Genomic DNA, 17,783 nt, shown 5'->3' on the forward strand with positions numbered 1-17,783 from the left:
TCCGCCGCTACATCATCTGGCGAAACAACCACGCCGCCGACCAAAAACTACGAGAAATCGTCAACAAGGCAAACGTTGCCTGATACGGCACTAGGAACTACGGATCTGCGTACGCGTGGGAGGTGGGCCGAGGAAAGTCTCGGTCCACCTCGCTGCGCGTGGTCACTGCGCGTGGATCGATGGTTCAGGCAGTGGCGCAACCGCATGGCAGGTGGGGGAGACGGCCGTCGTCGGATCGAGGATGTTCCGGGCGATACGGAGCGTGATGTCGGTCGTAGACCCGTTCATCCCCGGCGGAACGCATCGGGGTGTTGGATCGAATAGGCCACCGTACCTACGAAGTGTAGATTCTGACCGGGAGTGAGTGGGTGAGAACAGCGAGAAGGGGTGCGGTCGGGAATCCCCGGCCGCACCCCTTCCCTTGTCTGAAATCGTTCAGGCCTTCATCAGATCTCGATGGATGATTTCCTTCATGATCTCGTTGGTGCCGCCGTAGATCCGCTGGATCCTGGCGTCGATGTATGCCTTGGCTACGGGGTACTCCATCATGTAGCCGTAGCCACCGTGGAACTGCACTCCGGCATCGATCACGCGGCCCTGTAGTTCCGTGGCCCAGAGCTTCGCCTTCGCCGCGTCCACGGCGGTGAGGGTACCCGCATTGTGTTCACGTACGCACCGGTCGATGTACGCGCGGGACACCTCGACGGCTGTCTGCAGGTCGGCGAGCGTGAAGCCGAGACCTTGGAACTCCCCGACCCGCTTGCCGAACGCGGTGCGTTCCTTGACGTAGTCGAGCGTCCATCCGAGTACTGCCTCGGCGGACACCTGTGCGGCGATACCGATGCCCAGTCGTTCCAAGGGAAGGCTCTGCATCAGATATGCGAAGCCGGAGCCGACCTCACCGAGCAGATTCTCCTTCGGGATGCGGACATCCTCGAAGAACAACTCGGCAGTGTCCTGGGCGTGCAGACCGAGCTTGTCCAGCTTGCGACCGCGGGCGAATCCCGGCGTGCCGTCCTCGACAACGAAGAGGCTGAAGCCGCGGGAGCCGGCCGCGGAATCGGTTTTTGCGAACACGATCACCAGGTCGGCGAGGATTCCGCTGGTGATGAACGTCTTGGACCCGTTGATCACCCAGATGTCGCCGTCGGCGACGGCAGTGGTCTGGATGGCGCGCAGGTCGCTGCCCGCGGCAGGCTCACTCATCGCGATCGCACCGATGGTCTCGCCGGTGACGAATCCCGGCAGCCAGCGTCGGCGCTGCTCTTCGTTTGCGTGACGGAGCAGGTAGTTCAGGACGATGTCGTCGTTCGTGGAGAACCCGGACTGCAGGGCCGACGCGCCGACGCGGGCAATCTCCTGCTGGATCACGAAGCGGAAGCGGTAGTCGAGTTCGCCGGGGCCGCCGTACGCCTCGGGGACGGGCAGTCCGAGCAGGCCCTGGCGACCCGCTGCCAGCCAGGTCTCGCGATCGATCAGGCGATCCGCGTCCCATTTCTCGAGGTGGGGAACCACGTGCTTGTCGACGAATCCCCGGACAGATTCGCGGAACAGTTCGTGGTCCCGGTCGAAGAGATCGCTCTGCATGCTTTCCTCCTGCGGCGGGGCGCCCGCCGGGCGCCCCGCTCGTCATATGTTGTCAGTTCGTTGCCAGCAGTTTCTGGGTTTCGCGACGGAACACCTGATTGGCGACCTCGTTCTGGCCCAGCACCATCCGTCCGGCGTTGGCGCTCGTCATGCCGTGCTGGGAGTCCCGCAGGAGCGGGAAGTCCTCTGCGTGGAGAACTGCGAGGAGAATCTCCCAGTTCTTGTTCCACAGGCGAGTCCACCTTTCCTCGGTCATTTCGGTGTCCGCGACCGGCGGCACGATCAAGCGCATCTCCATGCGGCAGCGCTGCGGATCGGTGGGGTGCGGACGGAAGGTGAGGAGCTGGAAGTGATCCGGCTGCCGCAGCAGGGTGCTGTTGGGGAGCAGGAAGTGGGTTTCCGTGATGTCCTTGGCCAGGCTCCGGTCGCCGGGATCTTCCTCGATCCACCGATCGATCGACTTGCGTGGGGCAATGAAACGGCAGTGCCTGCCGAAGTCCTCGAATGCCATCACGTTGGTGTGGATGTGCTTGGCTGCGGTATTGGGGTGAGCGTACTGGATGTGGTATCCGTCGAGGAAGGCGTCCTGCATGATCTTCCAGTTCACCGGCTCGTCGAATCCCTCGGACTGGAACGCGATCTTGGAACCGAGGTCGTAACCGGCGAGGATCGTATCCATCTCCTCGCCGAGCCAGCCCGCCACGTCGATCTCGGCGTTCGCCTCGTCCACGACCCAGATGAAACCGTGGCGCTCCTCGGTCGGCAATTCCACGAGGCCCATGTTCGTGGTGTCGGTTTCCCCGAAGGTGTTGTCGCGGGTGATCGTCCGCAGGGTGCCGTCCGTGTCGTACGACCACCGGTGGTAGGGGCACGAGAAGAGGCGGCAGCGGCCCTTCTCCTCCTTCTCGAGGAGGGCCCCGCGGTGCCGGCACAGGTTGACGAACGTCTTGACTCCGCCATCGCGCTGGCGGACCACGATGATGTTGTTCCGCGGCATCTGCAGGGTGAAGAAGTCGCCGGAGCGGGGGATCTCGGAGCCGTGCGCAACGATCGAGGGAACACGTCCGAAGATGAGATCGCGTTCCTGCTTGGCCACGGCCGGATCGGTGAACTCTTCCGGCCGGAACCAGGTGATGTGGTCGAATTCGTCCGTCGTGTCGTTGCGCAGGTGATCCAGGGCCCGGCGAATGCGTTCCTCGCGGGGTGCTCCGACCTCGGTCATTGCGTTTCCTCCAGTGTCGTGCGGAGTCGATGGGCCGGCGTTGTCGCCGCTACCCGCCACCGTCTCCGAATGCGGTGTGGATCGACCTCGTAAATCTAACCTACATAGATTTATGTGTAAACCCTCGCAGGTCCGGCCGTTGCGGGTTTTATCAATGAACATTAGGTTTAGGTGACACCGTCCGATGAGGAGTGATACGGATGATTTCCTGTCAATGGTGCGAGGAACTCGCCGACGACGACCGCGACGAAGTTCTCGCTCTGGTGGCCGCGGCCGCGGATTATGACGACGAGGCGGGATTCTCGCGGATCGAACCGCGTGAGGTCACGGCTCATTCGCGGAACGGGTTGCGGGTATCGCATCTTGCCGTGAAGGCGCGTAGGGGTTTGAGTGCTCTCGAGGATGTGCCGCTCGTGATCGTGGCATACCTCCACGTCGCTGTGGACGACGACGGTCTCGGTACGGTCCAATTCGTCGTGCACCCCGACTATCGATCGCGGGGGATTGCGACCTTGCTCGTCGAGGAACTGGGCCTCGACGTGGACCGGACCGACGGCTGGATGGGTACCGGCGCGCGCGCGGTGCGCACCTGGGCGTTCGGCACGCATCCGGCGGCCGAACGCCTGACGCGCAGGTTCGGGATCCCGTCGGTCAGCCGGCTGTGGACCTTGTTCCGCAGCCTGACCGGTCCCTTCGCGGTTCCGCTCGATCCGGTGACCGTCCCGGAAGGGTCCCGGCTGGAGGAGCTGCGCGTGCTGGACGACCCCGAGTCGGAGAAGGCCCTCGACGCCGTGCTGAGTCGCTCGGGTATGCCGTCGGCTCAGCTGGAAAAGCTCTCGGAAAGCCGCTCCTACGGTACCGGTTCGGTGATTGTCGCGTCCGGGGACGCCGGCCGGTCCCACGGGTTCGTCTGGTTGGATCCGGCGCTGCACACGCACCTCGACCTGCGGGCGGCGTGGATCCGGGCACTGGTTCTGGAGAAGGAGTCGCGTGGCGGTGGCGTGGGTGCCGGCCTGCTCGTGCGAGCGCTCGAGGTGTTGCGCGACGCGGGTGCCCAGATCGCCTTGATGAGAATCGATCCCGAGGACGACGGAGCCGTCCGCCTCTGCCGGTTGCTGTCGTTCGAGCAGGAGGAGGCGCACACGTGTTACCAGGTCGGCGACTGGCACGAGCCTCCCGGCTACCTCTGAGGCATGAGACGTATGACGATATTTGTTCCACTGTTGACGAACGCCGAATGCCGCGCTAGTGTCCTGTGACGCGGCTCACAAACGATGTCCGTGACGAGGGCGTCCCGCCGACGGACCTCGAACCCAAGGCTCACATCCAGTGCCCAAGCCCCGCGCCTACCGCGCGACATTTCGGCACACTCCACCGACATCTCACGAACTCATCAGCACGAGAGGACACGTCATGGCACGACTCGAGGGAAAGGTCGCATTCGTCACCGGTGCGGCTCGCGGACAAGGGCGTTCGCATGCAGTGCGACTGGCGGAGGAGGGCGCCTCGGTCATCGCGATGGACATCTGTGAGCAGATTGACTCGGTGTTCTATCCGATGGCCACCACCGACGACCTCGCCGAGACCGAACGTCTGGTCAAGGAGGCCGGCGGCTCCATCGTCACGTCGGTGGGCGACGTCAGGAACCGGGCGGACGTCCAGCGTGCGTACGACGCCGGGATCGAACAGTTCGGGCACGTCGACGTCGTCCTGCCCAACGCCGGCATCATGCCCGTCATCGGACCCGGTGATCAGCCGCAGGCGTGGCACGACGCTATCGACGTGATGCTCACCGGTGTGTGGCACGTCCTCGAGGTGACCGTGCCCGGGCTGATCGAGCGAGGTCGGGGTGGGTCGATCGTCATCACCAGCTCCGCCGCGGGCCTGACCAGCATCGGGCTGAACACCTTCCCCGGTCAGGCCGGTTACTCGGCGGCCAAGCACGGCGTCGTCGGTCTGATGCGTCTGTACTCGAAGCAGCTTGCCAAGCACAGCATTCGAGTCAACACCGTGCATCCCACCGGTGTGAACACCCCGATGGTGGCCAATGCCGAATACGGCGAGTTCGTGAATTCGCACCCCGAGGTCGCGAATGACGAATCGTACAAGAATCCGATGCCGGTCGAGCTGATCGAGGCCGTCGACATCAGCAACGCCATCGTGTTCCTCGCCTCCGACGAGGCGCGGTACGTCACGGGCGTGACCCTGCCGGTCGATGCCGGTTACAACAATCGCTGAGCGAAGGAGTTTCCGACCATGACGACAACAGGATCAGCGGCCGCAGCGCCGCCGGAGATCGCTGATCGCGAGCAGGTATTCGTGGGCGGCCGATGGGTGGAGTCGACTGGAGACGAGTGGATCGATCTCGTCGACCCATGGACCGAGAAACGCGCAGCGCGAATCCGCAGCGCCACTGCGGAAGACGTCGAACGAGCCGTGCAGGCAGCCCGCGCGTCGTTCGATTCCGGCGTGTGGGCGTCGCGCACGATGGCCGAGCGCGCCGACGTCCTCGACGAGATCGCGAACCGGCTCGAGCGCCGGGTCGAGGAGTTGACCCCGCTCGGGGTCATCGAGGTCGGCATCCCCGTGGCCGTCAGCGGCCCGACCCAGCAGATGACCGCCGGGTTGTTCCGCGCTGTCGCCGCGGTGGCCCGAGACTTCTCCACCCGTGAGGACCGGACCCGGGCCGACGGCGGGATCTCGCGGATCCTCAAGGAGCCGACCGGTGTCGTCGCGGCCATCATTCCGTGGAACGGGCCGATCGGGACAATTGCGTTCAAGGTTGCCCCGGCGCTCGCCGCCGGGTGCTCGGTGATCCTCAAGACGGCACCGGAGGCCCCGCTGTCGCCGTCCGTATTCGCCGACATCCTCGGGGAACTGACGGCGGAAGGTGTGCTCCCCGAGGGTGTCGTCAGCGTTCTCTGCGCCGATCGCGACGTGTCCGAAACCCTGGTCACGAATCCCGCCGTCGATCACATCACCTTCACCGGAAGCACTCTCGCGGGACGGCGCATCATGTCACTCGCCGGTGAGCGGATCGCGCGGGTGTCCCTCGAACTCGGTGGCAAGTCGGCGGCGATCATCCTCGACGACGCCGATCTGGGGCATGTCATGCAGTCTCTCCCCATCGGTGGCTGCATGCAGAGCGGTCAGGCCTGTATCGCGCTGACGCGTGTTCTCGTGTCCCGCAAGCGCCACGACGAGGTGATCGAGGCGTTCAAGGGTGCGCTGAGCTTCCTCCCGATGGGAAATCCGTGGGAGCCGACGACATTCCTCGGTCCGCTCGCCATGGAGCGGCAACGTGACCGCGTCGAAAGCTACATCGCCTCGGCCGAGGAGGAGGGCGCGACGATCGTGCTCGGCGGTGGTCGCCCCGCCGGCGTCGAGCACGGCTTCTTCGTCGAACCGACTCTGATCGACGGCGTGCGGAACGACATGCGAGTCGCACAGGAGGAGATCTTCGGGCCTGTCATCTCCGTGATCACGTACGAGGACGAGGAAGAGGCGATCGCCATCGCCAACGACTCGATCTACGGACTGTCCGGTGCGGTGTACACCGCCGATCTCGACCACGGTTTCGAGGTGGCGCAGCGCATCCGGACCGGAACGATCAGCGTGAACGCCGCCATCATCGACTTCACGCTGCCGTTCGGCGGCTACAAGCAGTCCGGCGTCGGACGCGAAGGCGGGATCGAGGGCCTCGAGGAGTTCTTCGAGACCAAGACGGTTCACCTTCCGTCGACCGGGTAGCAGGCCGGTGATGCAGAGATGACGAAGGGCCCCTGGAAGTATCGTCCAGGGGCCCTTCGTTCATGGACGGTGACGATTCAAGCCGAGCGTTCATGGGGTGCGTGTCCGGCGCCCGCGTCGTTCCGCATCACCCCGTGGAGGAAGCTGCGGATCATCTCCTCGAACAAGCGCTTCGACGAGAGTTCGTTGGCGGCGAGCGCTTCGGCGAGGAGGGGTTGGGACTCCGGATCTACGTTCGGGAAGATCGTGGCGCGGGTACTCGGCTTGCGCATCGCCTCCGTGAGGACCGCGCCGACCGACAGCGTCTCCATCCCGTCCAGGATCTGGACGTGGAGATGCGTCGGCACTCCGGAGTCCAGGAGGAATCGGGCCGTGTCCTCGTACGTGCCGATCAGGATGTCCCGTGGCAGATACTGCAGAAGGATCGGCGCCGCGTTGCGATGCCGCAGAATTGCCTGACGGAAATTCATGCTCAACGCCACGAAGAACTCCGGCCAGTCGGGACCTGGCTTGCGGCGGGGACGGACAACGGAGGCGCCGGCGATGTGGCGTGCCACCGCGGAGAGGATTTCGCTCTTGTCCGCGAAGTGGTGGTACAACGACGGCGCCTGTACTCCGAGGTGCTTGGCCAGTCGCGGCAGACTGAATGCCTCGAGTCCTTCGGAATCGATGATCTCGATGGACGCCTGCACCGCAGCTGCACGGCTGATCAGGGGCTTCGATGGTCGGGGCATATCAGGCTTTCCGGTGGGGGTGTTCGCTCGAGTGGTTATTTGGCATGGTGAGGTGAATCGTAGCGGGTCGTGGTCACCTTATGGGTGTAGGCGACCTCCTTGTCGAGGAAATCGAGCAGACCACCGCTGAGCAGGTCGTTGTCGTCGCCGCTGACCATGTGCCCGGCGCCTCCGACATCGATGTGACGGGCCCTGGGGATCAGTTCCAGCAGGTCACGTGCGCCGTCTGCGCTGACGACGTCGGACTGAGCGCCCCGGATCAGGAGGGTCGGGACGGTCACCGCGCGTGCCGCGGCACGCGCCCGTGCCTCCCGGGCCGCGGCCTCGTCGAGGCTGTTCCCCCGATAGGTGATCATCCGTGGGTCCCAGTGCCAGTACCAGCGTCCGTCGCGGTTGCGAAGGTTCTTGCGGAGTCCCTCGATGCGCGGCGGACGACGGCGGTGCGGGTTGTAGGCGACGACGGCGTCGAGAGCGTCGTCGAGCGTGTCGAAACCGGTGAGACCGCTCTCCATGAACGCTGTGATCTTGGCGAGTCCGCCGGGTTCGGCGCGGGGAGTGATGTCCACCAGGACCAGCGCGCGACCGATGCCGTGGTCGCCCTGCGCGAGCAACGACGCCATTCCGCCCATGGACGCGCCGACCAGTACCGGCGGCTCGTCGAGACCGGCGACGACGGCGGCGAGATCTCGCGCGTGGGCATCGCTTCCGTAGTCGCCGTCCTGGGCCCACTCGCTCTCGCCGTGACCGCGGGCATTGATCGCGAGTGCGCACCAGCCGTTTTCGGCGAGACGAATTCCGGTGCGCTGCCACGAATGGCGGGTCTGCCCACCGCCGTGGAGAAGTAGGACGATCCCCTTCCCGGCGGAGGTCGGCTCCCACCGGTCTGCGGTGAGCAGGACTCCGTCGCCTCGGAATTCGGTGCGAAGCGTGGTGATCGGCATGATGTTGTCGCCTTTCATCGGTCAGTGGCCGGAGGTTCCGCCGTCGACGGCCAGCGTCGAACCGGTGATGTAGCCCGAGGCGCGGCTGGCGAGGAAGACCACCGCCGCGTCGAGTTCGCGCTGGGTGGCGGTCCGTCCGAGTGAACAGTCGTGGAGGAAGGCCGCGAGTGTCTCGGCCGACATCTCGCCGATCATGTCGGTGTCGACGAATCCCGGTGCGATCGCGTTGACCCGGATGCCCTTCCGTCTCGACCACTGGTTCGACAGATCCCTGGTCAAACCGATGAGCCCGGCCTTGCTCGACGAGTACGCGGCCTGCGGGAGCACGGACTTCACCAGGCCGAGCATGCTGGTGATGTTGATGATGCTGGAACCGGGCCCCATGACGCGGGCGCAGGCCTGCGCGGCCCAGTAGGCGCCGAAGAGGTTCACATCGAGCACTGCCCGGTAGTCCTCGGGCCGCTCGCGGGTGGCGGGTGCGGCATGGGTGACGCCGGCGTTGTTCACCAGAATGTCGAGCTTGCCGAACCTGTCGATCGCGGCCTGTGCGAGCGCGTCGCATTGCTGTGGGTCGGTCACATCAGTGGGGATCACCAGGCAGTCGCGACCGCGTTCGGTCACCGATCGGGCGACCGTGTCGAGTCGGTCGCGCCGTCGTGCGGCGATGACGACATCCGCGCCCGCCTCCGCGAGAGCGCACGCGAAACCCGCGCCGAGGCCGCTGCCCGCGCCGGTGACGACGGCCACGGAGTCGGTCAGGCTGAACAGGTCGAGCACCGATTCGGTTGCCGGCAGGTTCATGAGTGAGGTCTCCCATCAGAATTCTAATAGGTATAGGTTTATCGCAGGTGTCGCCGTGGGGCAACATCTCCGGTCGGCGTCTTGCGCGGCATTATCCTAATTGCATAAGATTTAAGGGCAAGCGGAGCCGAGTGGAACGAGAAGTGTGAATGACCAGCAATGCGAACCAGGAACGGCGCCAGATGCAGGTTGCCGGTAAGGACACGCTTGCCGACGGCGTCGTGCAACTCACGCTGGTCGACCACGAGGGTGCCGCGGCCCCGGCCTGGACGCCGGGTTCGCACATCGATCTGATCCTCGACGACACGACCACCCGCCAGTACTCGCTGTGCGGGGATCCCGGTGACACGACGTCACTGACCGTGGCCGTGCTCCGTGAGGCCGACGGTCGAGGTGGCTCGATCCGCGTCCACGACAAGCTCGAATCCGGTGATCTCGTCGCCGTGGGTGGCCCCCGAAACCACTTCGCGCTCGTCGACGCCGACTCGTACCTGTTCGTGGCGGGCGGGATCGGCATCACGCCCCTGCTCCCCATGGCGCGGGAAGTGGACGCGAAGGGAACGCCGTGGCGCCTGCTCTACGGCGGACGGACCCGCGCGAGCATGGCGTTCGCCGAAGAACTCGCGGCGGGACACCCGGATCGGGTGCTCATCCGGCCGCAGGACGAGCACGGCCACCTCGATCTCGCCACGGCCCTCGACGAGGTCGAGCCCGGAACCGTCGTGTACTGCTGTGGGCCGGAACCGTTGTTGCAGGCCATCGAATCGGCGTGCCGGGAACGTCCACACGTCACACTTCACGTCGAGCGTTTCGCGCCGAAGGAGCTTCCGGCAATTGGCGACAACGGCGCATTCGAAGTCGAACTCGGCCGATCGGGGCGAACGGTGCAGGTCGCCGCGGACGAGACGGTTCTCGACGCCGTCCTCCGGGAAGGCGTCGACGCCGACTTCTCCTGCCGGGAGGGTACCTGCGGAACGTGCGAGGTCGCGGTGCTCGGCGGCACCCCCGATCACCGAGACTCCGTTCTCAGCGAAGACGAGCAGGCGGAGAACGACGCCATGATGATCTGCGTGTCCCGCAGTTGCACACCCAAGCTGATCCTGGATCTGTGACAGATGGCGACGAAGGGCGCCGAGGCGGCCACCGTCACGCACCCGGCTCGACGCCCCGTGAAGCGCAATCGGGTGCTGGTGCCGGCGCTGTGCTTCGTCGTCATGACCACGGCGGTGATACAGACGGCGGTCGTGCCGCTGCTCCCCGCCATAGCGTCGCAACTCGGCGTCGATTCGGCCGCCGTGGGCTGGGTGGTCACGGCGAACCTGCTCGCCGCGGCGGTGTGCACGCCGGTCCTGGGCCGGCTCGCCGATCGGCGCGGTCCGCGCCCGGTTCTGCTGGGGACGCTCGTCCTGGTACTCCTCGGCTCGGTGCTGTGCACCGTCACCGACCACCTTCCGTTCCTCGTCCTCGGCCGAATCCTCCAAGGGGTGTCGTTCGCGCTGTTTCCGATCGGCGTCGCCGTGCTGCGAGGTCGCCTCGACCCGCGCCGGCTCCTGAACGCCATCGGGTTGATGTCGGGGATCCTGGCGGTGGGCGGGGGAGTCGGCATGGTCGCCGCCGGCGTGATGCACACCGAGGGTGCGGACTTCCGGCGGGTGTTCGCGCTGCTCGTCGCACTGAACCTCGCCGCCCTGGTCGTTGCCTGGGTGACTGTTCCTCGCGGCGGGGCGGCGCAGTCCCGGGACGGCGTCGACGTGGCCGGCGTCGGACTGATGGCTGTGGGGCTCTCCGCGCTTCTTATCGCCCTCGCCGAAGGCGGCCGGTGGGGGTGGGCCTCGCCGCAGACGATCGGTGTCGCGGCAGTGGGGGTGGTCGTCTCGGCGGGCTGGTACCTACACGAGCGACGGACCAGGGCACCCCTCGTCCCGCCGCCGCTGCTGTCCGGTCGGCGCGTCGCGGGCACTCACCTTGCGGCATTTCTCGTCGGAATGGCCATGTACATCCAGTTTCTGGGCTCGGCGCAGTTCGTCCAGGCCTCGCGGGCCGCCGTTGGATACGGCTTCGACGCGTCGGTGCTGCGTACCAGCCTCGTCGTGCTGCTCCCCGGTTCGGTGGCGGGTGTGGTCGCGGCATCGGCGAGCGGCCGATTCGTTCACCGCTACCGCGCCGACCGCGTGCTCATCGCGGCCTGCGGGATCGGGGTGGCCGGATTCGTGATGCTGGCACTGGCCCACACCCGACTGTGGCAGGTGATCGTGGCGCTCGTCGTGATAAACGTCTTCGTGAGTGCGTCCTGTGCGGTGCTGCCTGCGCTGCTCGTCGACGCCGTGCCTTCCGAATTCACCGGGGTCACCAACGGCATCAACGCGATTGCGCGGACCTTCGGCAGTTCGCTCGCCAGCGCCCTGGTGGCGACGCTGCTCGCGTCCGTGACCGTCGCCGGCACGGATCTGGCGTCCGAGCGGGCTTTCGTGATCGCGTTCTGGGTCGGCGGAGCGGCGGCGGGAGCCGCCGGACTGGTAATCGCTTGTGCGGAACACTTTTGGAGAAGTTCTGCCGATCGGGGTATCCGATTCGGGACAGTATCAGTTAATCTATAGAGCATAGGTTTGGAGCGGTGGCGCGAGGCGTGCCGTGACATCGATGTCGCCAGGCGGCGACGGCGGAAGGTTGAGTGGAGATGGCTGCGACAATCGGGTCGGCATTGCACTGGTGGGCGGCAACGAAGGGCGACCAGCGGGCGATCATCGTCGACGACGACGCGCTCACGTACCGGGAATTGCAGGACTGGTCGAGCCGAATCGCTCGCCGGGTCGTCGAGGCCGGGATCGAGCCGGGGGATCGAGTCGGTGTCCTCGGCCCGAACTCGATCGAGTGGCCGGCCATCGCCCTCGGTGTTCTCAAAGCGGGTGCAGTCCTCGTACCGCTGAATCCCCGGCTCAAGCCGGCAGAACTCCGCAAGGTGATCGACGACGCGGGCGCCCGGCTGGTGATTGCGCCCGCCGAGTTCGGCGACTCGGTCGCCGCGACACGCGTCCTGGGCCCGGCGTTCGATGCGCTGCCCTTCGACGAATTCTCCGCCCTGCGCCGGGGCGGCGTCGACGACTTCCGGATCGACGTCGGGCCCGACGAACCGACAGCGCTGTTGTTCACCAGCGGTTCGACGGGGCTCTCCAAGGGCGTGATCTGCACCAATCGCACTTTGCTGAACATCGTCTTCGAGGCGTCACTGACAGAGGACGGGCTGCGACCCGGGGCGACCACACTGCTGGTACTACCGCTTGTTTTCACACCCGGCCTCGTGTGGGGTCTCCTCATGACCACCGTGCTCGGCGGGACCATCATCATCGAACGCGAACTGAAACCCGGACGTGCCGCGGCATTGCTGAGCGAGCACCGGGTCCAGGCCCTCTTCGGTGTCCCCCTGATCTTCGACGCCATCTCCCGTGCACCCGAATTCGACGACGCCGACCTCGGATCGTTGCGCACGGCGATCGTCGGTGGCGCCGCCGTCGCGCCCGCACTGCTGCAGAGGTGGGCAGACAAGGGGGTCGCGCTCCGTCAGATCTATGGAATGACGGAGGCCGGGGGAGTCGCGACCGCCACTCTCGTGAGTGAGGCCTTCGACCACCCCGGGACGTGCGGAAACGGCTCCATCTTCACCGAGATGAAAGTTGTCCGCCCGGACGGAACCGAGGCCGACCCCGGCGAGGAAGGCGAAATTCTCCTCAGCGGCCCGGGCGTCACGCCCGGCTACTGGAACGACGAGGAGTCCACCGCGGCCGCGTTGCGGGACGGCTGGCTGCACAGCGGCGACCTGGGAACCCGTGACAGCGAGGGGCGCCTGCAGTTCGTCGACCGGCTCAAGGACCTCATCATCACGGGAGGAATCAACATCTCACCCGTGGAACTGGAGCGCGTGATCGGTGAGATCGACGGAGTCGAGGAAGTCGCGGTGATCGCCGCGAAGGACCCGCGGTTCGGCGAGACACCCGCCGCGATCGTGACGGTGACCGGTGACGTCGACGAAGCCGCCATCGTCGAGCACTGCGACCGACTCGTCGCCGACTACAAGGTGCCCCGATACGTCGTGATCCGGAACGAACCACTGCCGCGCCTCCCTAGCGGAAAGCTGTCGAAGACGGCGATCCGGTCGGAGTACAAGGACGTGTCCGAGCGGTTCTCGAAGGTGCGCTGACGGTGCCACTCCGGAGCGACGGTCCAACGAAGAGAAAGAGCTGTAGATGACTCGTGTCGGTGTCGAGAACGTAGTCGAGCTGGAACGGGACGAGGAGATCGCCATCGTGCGGTTGAATCGCCCGGAACGACTCAACGCCTTCACCCTCGAAGTGCGGGATCGGATCATCGAGGTATTCGACGAGTGCGATGCGGACGACACCGTACGCGCGATCGTCGTCACGGGAACCGGCCGGGCCTTCTGCGCCGGGGCCGATCTCGCCGCGGGCGGGGACACATTCGTACTGGACGACGACCCGGTGACCGGTGGGGCCCCGCCGGATTCGGGAGGCGAGGTGTCGCTGAGGATCTACCGGTCGACGAAGCCGGTGATCGCGGCAATCAACGGTCCCGCAGCGGGGGTCGGGGTGACGATGACGCTTCCGGCCGACGTCCGGATCGCCTCGGACACTGCGAAGTTCGGTTTCGTGTTCACCCGTCGTGGGCTCGTGCCCGAGGCCTGTTCCACCTGGTTCCTGCCCCGGATCGTCGGGATCTCGACCGCAGTCGAGTGGACCGTCGGCGGCAAGATGGTGTCCGCGGCGGAGGCGCTCGCACGCGGCCTCGTCCGTGAGATCGTCCCCGCCGAATGCGTGCTGCGGAGAGCGATCGAGGTGGCGCGCGAATTGTCGGCGGGCACCTCGCCGGTCTCCGTCGCGCTGACCCGGCAGCTCATGTGGCGAATGCTCGGAGCCGACAGCCCCGAGGTAGCTCACCGTGCCGAATCGATCGCCATCCATGCGCGCGGGACGTCCGCCGATGTCCGCGAGGGCGTCGCGGCGTTTCTCGAGAAGCGGCAACCGGACTTCCCGCAATTGATGTCCGATGGTGTACCCACCCTTTTCGACTGAGTGCCCTGTCCGCTACCGACGCACCTGCTGCGATCTCGCGAGACCTTGTAGCGATAACGACGGTGGTCAGCTGGTGTGGGCGATCTGGTCCCAGCCGTCGACGGATTCGGGGGTCCGGTGTAGATGGCGGCCGGGCGGACGAGCTTGCCGAGACGCTTCTGCTCGAGGATGTGGGCGCACCAGCCGGCGGTGCGGCCGCAGGTGAACATCGCGGGCATCATGTGCGCGGGGACCTCGGCGAAGTCGAGGATGACTGCCGCCCAGAATTCGACGTTGGTTTTCGATGGCCCGGTCGGGGCGGCGTTCGCGCAGTTCGGCGAGGGCGGCCTGCTCGAGTGCGGCGGCGACGTCGACGCCGGTTGAACCGTTCGGTGACGGTTTTCGCTTCGTCGATCCGCTTCTGCGGGACGGCGGGCTGGTAGATGCCGCGGGCGGGCTGGGCGACGTAGGACAGGGCCAGGACGGAGGCGCGGGCGAGTTGTTCGCGGGCGGTGTCGGGGGACTCCGCGAATGTGCTGCCCACTAGATCTTCTCTCACTGGTGAGATCACAGGTTCCTCAGTTCATTCATGCAGATCGTCCCGTTGCCCTGGGCGCGTTCGGTGTGGTCCATCGGTATGGCGCGCATCCTCGTGCGGCGTCGGTGATGCATCCAAGGAGGCACCGCCGACGCCACTTGGCTCGACCATGTGGGCCGGTGAATGGTGCGTGATGGTGCTACGAGAGGACGTCGGCGAGGGCTTCGAGGAGCGCGGCCTTATCTTTGGTGCCCACTATCTGTTTGACGACCTTGCCTTCGTGGAAGAGGACCATGGTCGGAATCGACATGATGCGGAAGTTCTTGGTCGAGTTGGGGTTTGCGTCGACATCGAGCTTGGCGATGGTGATGTCGGTGTGCTCGGATGCGATCTCGTCGAGTACCGGGGCGATCTTCGTGCACGGACCGCACCACTGGGCCCAGAAATCGACGAGTACGGGCTTCGTGCTGTTCAGGACAACCTTGGTAAAGGAGTCGTCGGTCACGGTGACCGTTCGGGCGTCGGACATGGGTAGCTCCTTGGGTTGAGAGACTGTACGGATCATTCGACTGCGGGTGGTCACGCGAGGATGTTGACCTCGGGGTCGAGCTTGATGTCGACCAGATAGGGTCCTCGGAGATCGTGGGTGATGTGCTGGAGTTCGTCGAACTCTTCGAGCTTCCGAATGGACATCGCTCCAGCGCCGAGTGCTTCGGCGATGGGCCCGAATTCTGGCCACGTAGTGAGGGAATGGTTCGGATCGGCGCCGTAGCGTTGAAGTTTGGTGTGCTCGGCACCGTATGCGCTGTCGTTGAAGACGAGGACGAGGAGGGGCAACTGGTGGCGAACGGCGGTGGTGAGTTCGGCCAGGTGCATCATGAATCCGCCGTCGCCGACGACCGCGATGGTCAACTCGTCGGGACGTGCAAACGAAGCGCCGATCGCGCCGGCGAGACCGAGCCCGATTGCGCCGAAGCCTCCCATGGTGGTGAAACGCCGCGCGTCGGGCACCTCGATGCGCGGCCAGACAGCGTTTGTGAAGCGGCCGATATCACTGACCATCGTTCGGTTCGACGGCAGCACGTCGTTGAGTTTGAGGCAGGCGGTTCGCACATCGACCGTGTCGACAGCTGTTTGGTCCGGGTACTCGGACTCGGGGCAAAAGTCGACCAAGGTCCGCTGCACCGACTGCAGCCATCCGGGGTGTGAGGGTGTGTGATCTATCGCGTCGAGAGCTTCCCGAATCGAGTCGGCGACCAGGGCGGCGTCACCCGCGATGTACTCGGTGGCGGGTAGGTACCAGCCGAAGCGTGCGGGATCGATGTCGACCTGGACCACATGTTTGTCGGCCAGAAGTTCGCCATGGAAGGTGGTGTAGACGTTCAAACTCGCGCCGAAGGCGATGATCAGATCTGATTCGGCGATGGCTGTGGCGGCCACGGTGTGAGAGAGGCTGCCGCAGATTCCGAGGTTGCTGGGGTGCCCGCGGAACATGTCTTTGGCCAGCACAGACGTGGCAACTGGGGCAGCTAACGCGTCGGCGAGAGCGAGCAGGGCATCGTCGGCACGCGACAACACGGCCCCGCGGCCGGCGAGGACGATCGGGCGTTTGGCGCTCGCGATAAGACCGAGCGCCGCATCGAGGTCGTCGATTGACGGAACCGTTGGCGATGAGTGCACCGCGACGGAGACCGGTGATTGCGCTCCCGCATCCTCGAGCATCAAGTCGACCGGAATGTTCAGAACGACCGGTCTGCGTTCGGCGACCACACGTTGGAACGCTCGATTGAGGTCACGCCCAAGGGTTTCGCGCCGATGCACCTTGTCGTATCCCGCTCCCGCGGCCTGTGCGAAGGAACTGATGTCCATCCGTTGAAAGTGGGTCGGTTCCGCCGGTGTATCCCCGGTCAGGAGCAGGACTTGGCTGCGGCTGCGCACTGCTTCCACCAGCGACGTCATGGTGTTGGACAAGCCGGGGCCATGCGTGACCGTGGCGACGCCAACCCGCCCGGTGCTGCGAGACCAGCTGTCCGCCATCGCCACCGCACTACTCTCATGCACGACGGGGACAAACTGCCCTCCACACTCACGGTAGTTCGCGACATACAGCATGTTCGCGTCACCCATGAGCCCGAACATCACATCGACACCATGGCCGAGAAGGGAATCGGCACATGCCTCGAAGATCTTCATACGAAATGCTCCCTAGTGAGATCCGTCTGCTGCCAGATACCGTTCGACGTCGAGTGCTGCGCTGCAGCCACTGCCGGCCGCGGTGATCGCCTGTCTGTAGGTGTGATCGACGAGGTCGCCGCACGCGAACACGCCGGACACGGGCGTCCGAGAGGTTCGTCCTTCGGTGAGGACGTATCCGGCATCGTCGAGTTCTACTTGTCCGTGCACGAGGTCGTTGCGCGGATCGTGCCCGATCGCGATGAACACCCCGGTCACTCGCAACGTCGTGAGGTGATCGGTGGCCGTGTCGCGCACCACGAGTCCGACAACCTGCTCGTCACCGATCACATCCTCGGCGACGCTGTTCCACAGGAACCGGATCTTGGAGTTCGCGAAAGCGCGTTCCTGCATGATCTTCGAGGCCTTCAGCGTGTCCCGGCGGTGCACCACGGTCACGCTGGCCGCGAACCGGGTGAGGAACATCGCTTCTTCCAGCGCGGAGTCTCCGCCGCCGATTACTGCGATGTGTTGGTCGCGGAAGAAGAAGCCGTCACAGGTGGCGCACCAGGACACTCCGTGCCCGGACAGACGTTTCTCGTTGGGCATCCCGAGGGTGCGGTACGCCGACCCCATCGCCAGGATGACCGTTTTCGCGTCGTAGTGTTCACCGTCGACGGTGACGCGCTTGACCGTGTTCGTCAGATCGACGGATGTGACGTCCTTGGCGAGGAGGTCCGATCCGTAACGCTCGGCTTGCTTGCGGAGCGTGTCCATGAGTTCGGGGCCCTGGATTCCTTCGACGAAGCCAGGAAAGTTCTCGACGTCGGTCGTCTGCATGAGTGCCCCGCCGTACTGGGTGCCCTCGAACACCAACGGGTTCAGGTTTGCGCGGGCGGTGTAGATGGCGGCGGTGTACCCGGCCGGGCCGCCGCCGATGATGATGACGTTGCGTGGGGAGTTCATGGTTGCTCC

The 17,783-nt window shown here is 65.5% G+C and carries 15 protein-coding genes and 1 pseudogene; 7 read left to right on the top strand and 9 right to left on the bottom strand.

Going from position 1 to position 17,783, the window contains the following annotated elements:
* Positions 1–435: 435 nt before the first annotated feature.
* Positions 436–1,587: an acyl-CoA dehydrogenase family protein gene (locus tag ACFVJ3_RS45600; protein ID WP_378458345.1), complete on the bottom strand. Its 1,152-nt coding sequence runs from the start codon at positions 1,585–1,587 to the stop codon at positions 436–438.
* Between the two features lie 52 nt (positions 1,588–1,639).
* Positions 1,640–2,809 carry an SRPBCC family protein gene (locus tag ACFVJ3_RS45605; protein ID WP_378458346.1) on the bottom strand — a complete coding sequence of 390 codons (1,170 nt, stop codon included), beginning with the start codon at positions 2,807–2,809 and terminating at the stop codon, positions 1,640–1,642.
* 200 nt (positions 2,810–3,009) lie between these two features.
* Between ACFVJ3_RS45605 and ACFVJ3_RS45610 the strand changes: the two genes are divergently transcribed.
* From ACFVJ3_RS45610 to ACFVJ3_RS45620, 3 genes are all read left to right on the top strand, one after another.
* A complete protein-coding gene (locus ACFVJ3_RS45610) occupies positions 3,010–3,999 on the top strand; it encodes a GNAT family N-acetyltransferase (RefSeq protein WP_378458347.1) in 990 nt (329 codons plus the stop codon).
* Between the two features lie 223 nt (positions 4,000–4,222).
* A complete protein-coding gene (locus tag ACFVJ3_RS45615) occupies positions 4,223–5,047 on the top strand; it encodes a mycofactocin-coupled SDR family oxidoreductase (RefSeq protein ID WP_378458348.1) in 825 nt (274 codons plus the stop codon).
* Between the two features lie 18 nt (positions 5,048–5,065).
* Complete coding sequence (locus tag ACFVJ3_RS45620) at positions 5,066–6,559, top strand: aldehyde dehydrogenase (protein WP_378458349.1); 1,494 nt, start codon at positions 5,066–5,068, stop codon at positions 6,557–6,559.
* 77 nt (positions 6,560–6,636) lie between these two features.
* On the opposite strand, the gene ACFVJ3_RS45625 is transcribed toward ACFVJ3_RS45620, so the two are convergent.
* From ACFVJ3_RS45625 to ACFVJ3_RS45635, 3 genes are read right to left on the bottom strand one after another with little or no spacing between them, the layout of a single operon-like run.
* Entirely contained in the window at positions 6,637–7,293 is a 657-nt protein-coding gene (locus tag ACFVJ3_RS45625; RefSeq protein WP_378458350.1) for a TetR family transcriptional regulator, read from the bottom strand.
* A 35-nt stretch (positions 7,294–7,328) separates the two neighbouring features.
* Positions 7,329–8,234 (bottom strand): alpha/beta fold hydrolase, encoded by a 906-nt coding sequence (locus tag ACFVJ3_RS45630; RefSeq protein ID WP_378458351.1) that lies wholly within the window; start codon positions 8,232–8,234, stop codon positions 7,329–7,331.
* 21 nt (positions 8,235–8,255) lie between these two features.
* Positions 8,256–9,035, bottom strand: a complete 780-nt coding sequence (locus ACFVJ3_RS45635) for an SDR family NAD(P)-dependent oxidoreductase (protein WP_378458352.1) — start codon at positions 9,033–9,035, stop codon at positions 8,256–8,258.
* Positions 9,036–9,184: 149 nt separating this feature from the next.
* Between ACFVJ3_RS45635 and ACFVJ3_RS45640 the strand changes: the two genes are divergently transcribed.
* The 4 genes from ACFVJ3_RS45640 to ACFVJ3_RS45655 all read left to right on the top strand — a co-directional run bounded on the left by ACFVJ3_RS45640 (position 9,185) and on the right by ACFVJ3_RS45655 (position 14,119).
* Positions 9,185–10,147 (top strand): PDR/VanB family oxidoreductase, encoded by a 963-nt coding sequence (locus ACFVJ3_RS45640; RefSeq protein ID WP_378458353.1) that lies wholly within the window; start codon positions 9,185–9,187, stop codon positions 10,145–10,147.
* Positions 10,148–10,150: 3 nt separating this feature from the next.
* A complete protein-coding gene (locus tag ACFVJ3_RS45645) occupies positions 10,151–11,632 on the top strand; it encodes an MFS transporter (RefSeq protein WP_378458354.1) in 1,482 nt (493 codons plus the stop codon).
* Between the two features lie 80 nt (positions 11,633–11,712).
* Positions 11,713–13,230, top strand: a complete 1,518-nt coding sequence (locus tag ACFVJ3_RS45650) for a class I adenylate-forming enzyme family protein (protein WP_378458355.1) — start codon at positions 11,713–11,715, stop codon at positions 13,228–13,230.
* A gap of 46 nt (positions 13,231–13,276) precedes the next feature.
* Positions 13,277–14,119: an enoyl-CoA hydratase-related protein gene (locus ACFVJ3_RS45655; protein ID WP_378458356.1), complete on the top strand. Its 843-nt coding sequence runs from the start codon at positions 13,277–13,279 to the stop codon at positions 14,117–14,119.
* A gap of 66 nt (positions 14,120–14,185) precedes the next feature.
* Here ACFVJ3_RS45655 and ACFVJ3_RS45660 read toward each other — a convergent pair.
* From ACFVJ3_RS45660 to trxB, 4 genes and pseudogenes are all read right to left on the bottom strand, one after another.
* Positions 14,186–14,615: pseudogene (locus ACFVJ3_RS45660) on the bottom strand (citrate/2-methylcitrate synthase); the annotation flags it as partial.
* A gap of 220 nt (positions 14,616–14,835) precedes the next feature.
* Positions 14,836–15,165 carry a thioredoxin gene (trxA, locus tag ACFVJ3_RS45665; protein ID WP_378458357.1) on the bottom strand — a complete coding sequence of 110 codons (330 nt, stop codon included), beginning with the start codon at positions 15,163–15,165 and terminating at the stop codon, positions 14,836–14,838.
* Between the two features lie 50 nt (positions 15,166–15,215).
* Positions 15,216–16,829, bottom strand: a complete 1,614-nt coding sequence (locus ACFVJ3_RS45670; protein ID WP_378458358.1) for a thiamine pyrophosphate-binding protein — start codon at positions 16,827–16,829, stop codon at positions 15,216–15,218.
* A gap of 12 nt (positions 16,830–16,841) precedes the next feature.
* Positions 16,842–17,774, bottom strand: coding sequence for a thioredoxin-disulfide reductase (gene trxB, locus ACFVJ3_RS45675; protein WP_378458359.1), 933 nt, complete (start codon positions 17,772–17,774; stop codon positions 16,842–16,844).
* Between the last annotated feature and the right edge of the window lie 9 nt (positions 17,775–17,783).

Source organism: Rhodococcus sp. NPDC127593, assembly GCF_042671975.1.
GTDB lineage: Bacteria > Actinomycetota > Actinomycetes > Mycobacteriales > Mycobacteriaceae > Rhodococcus_F.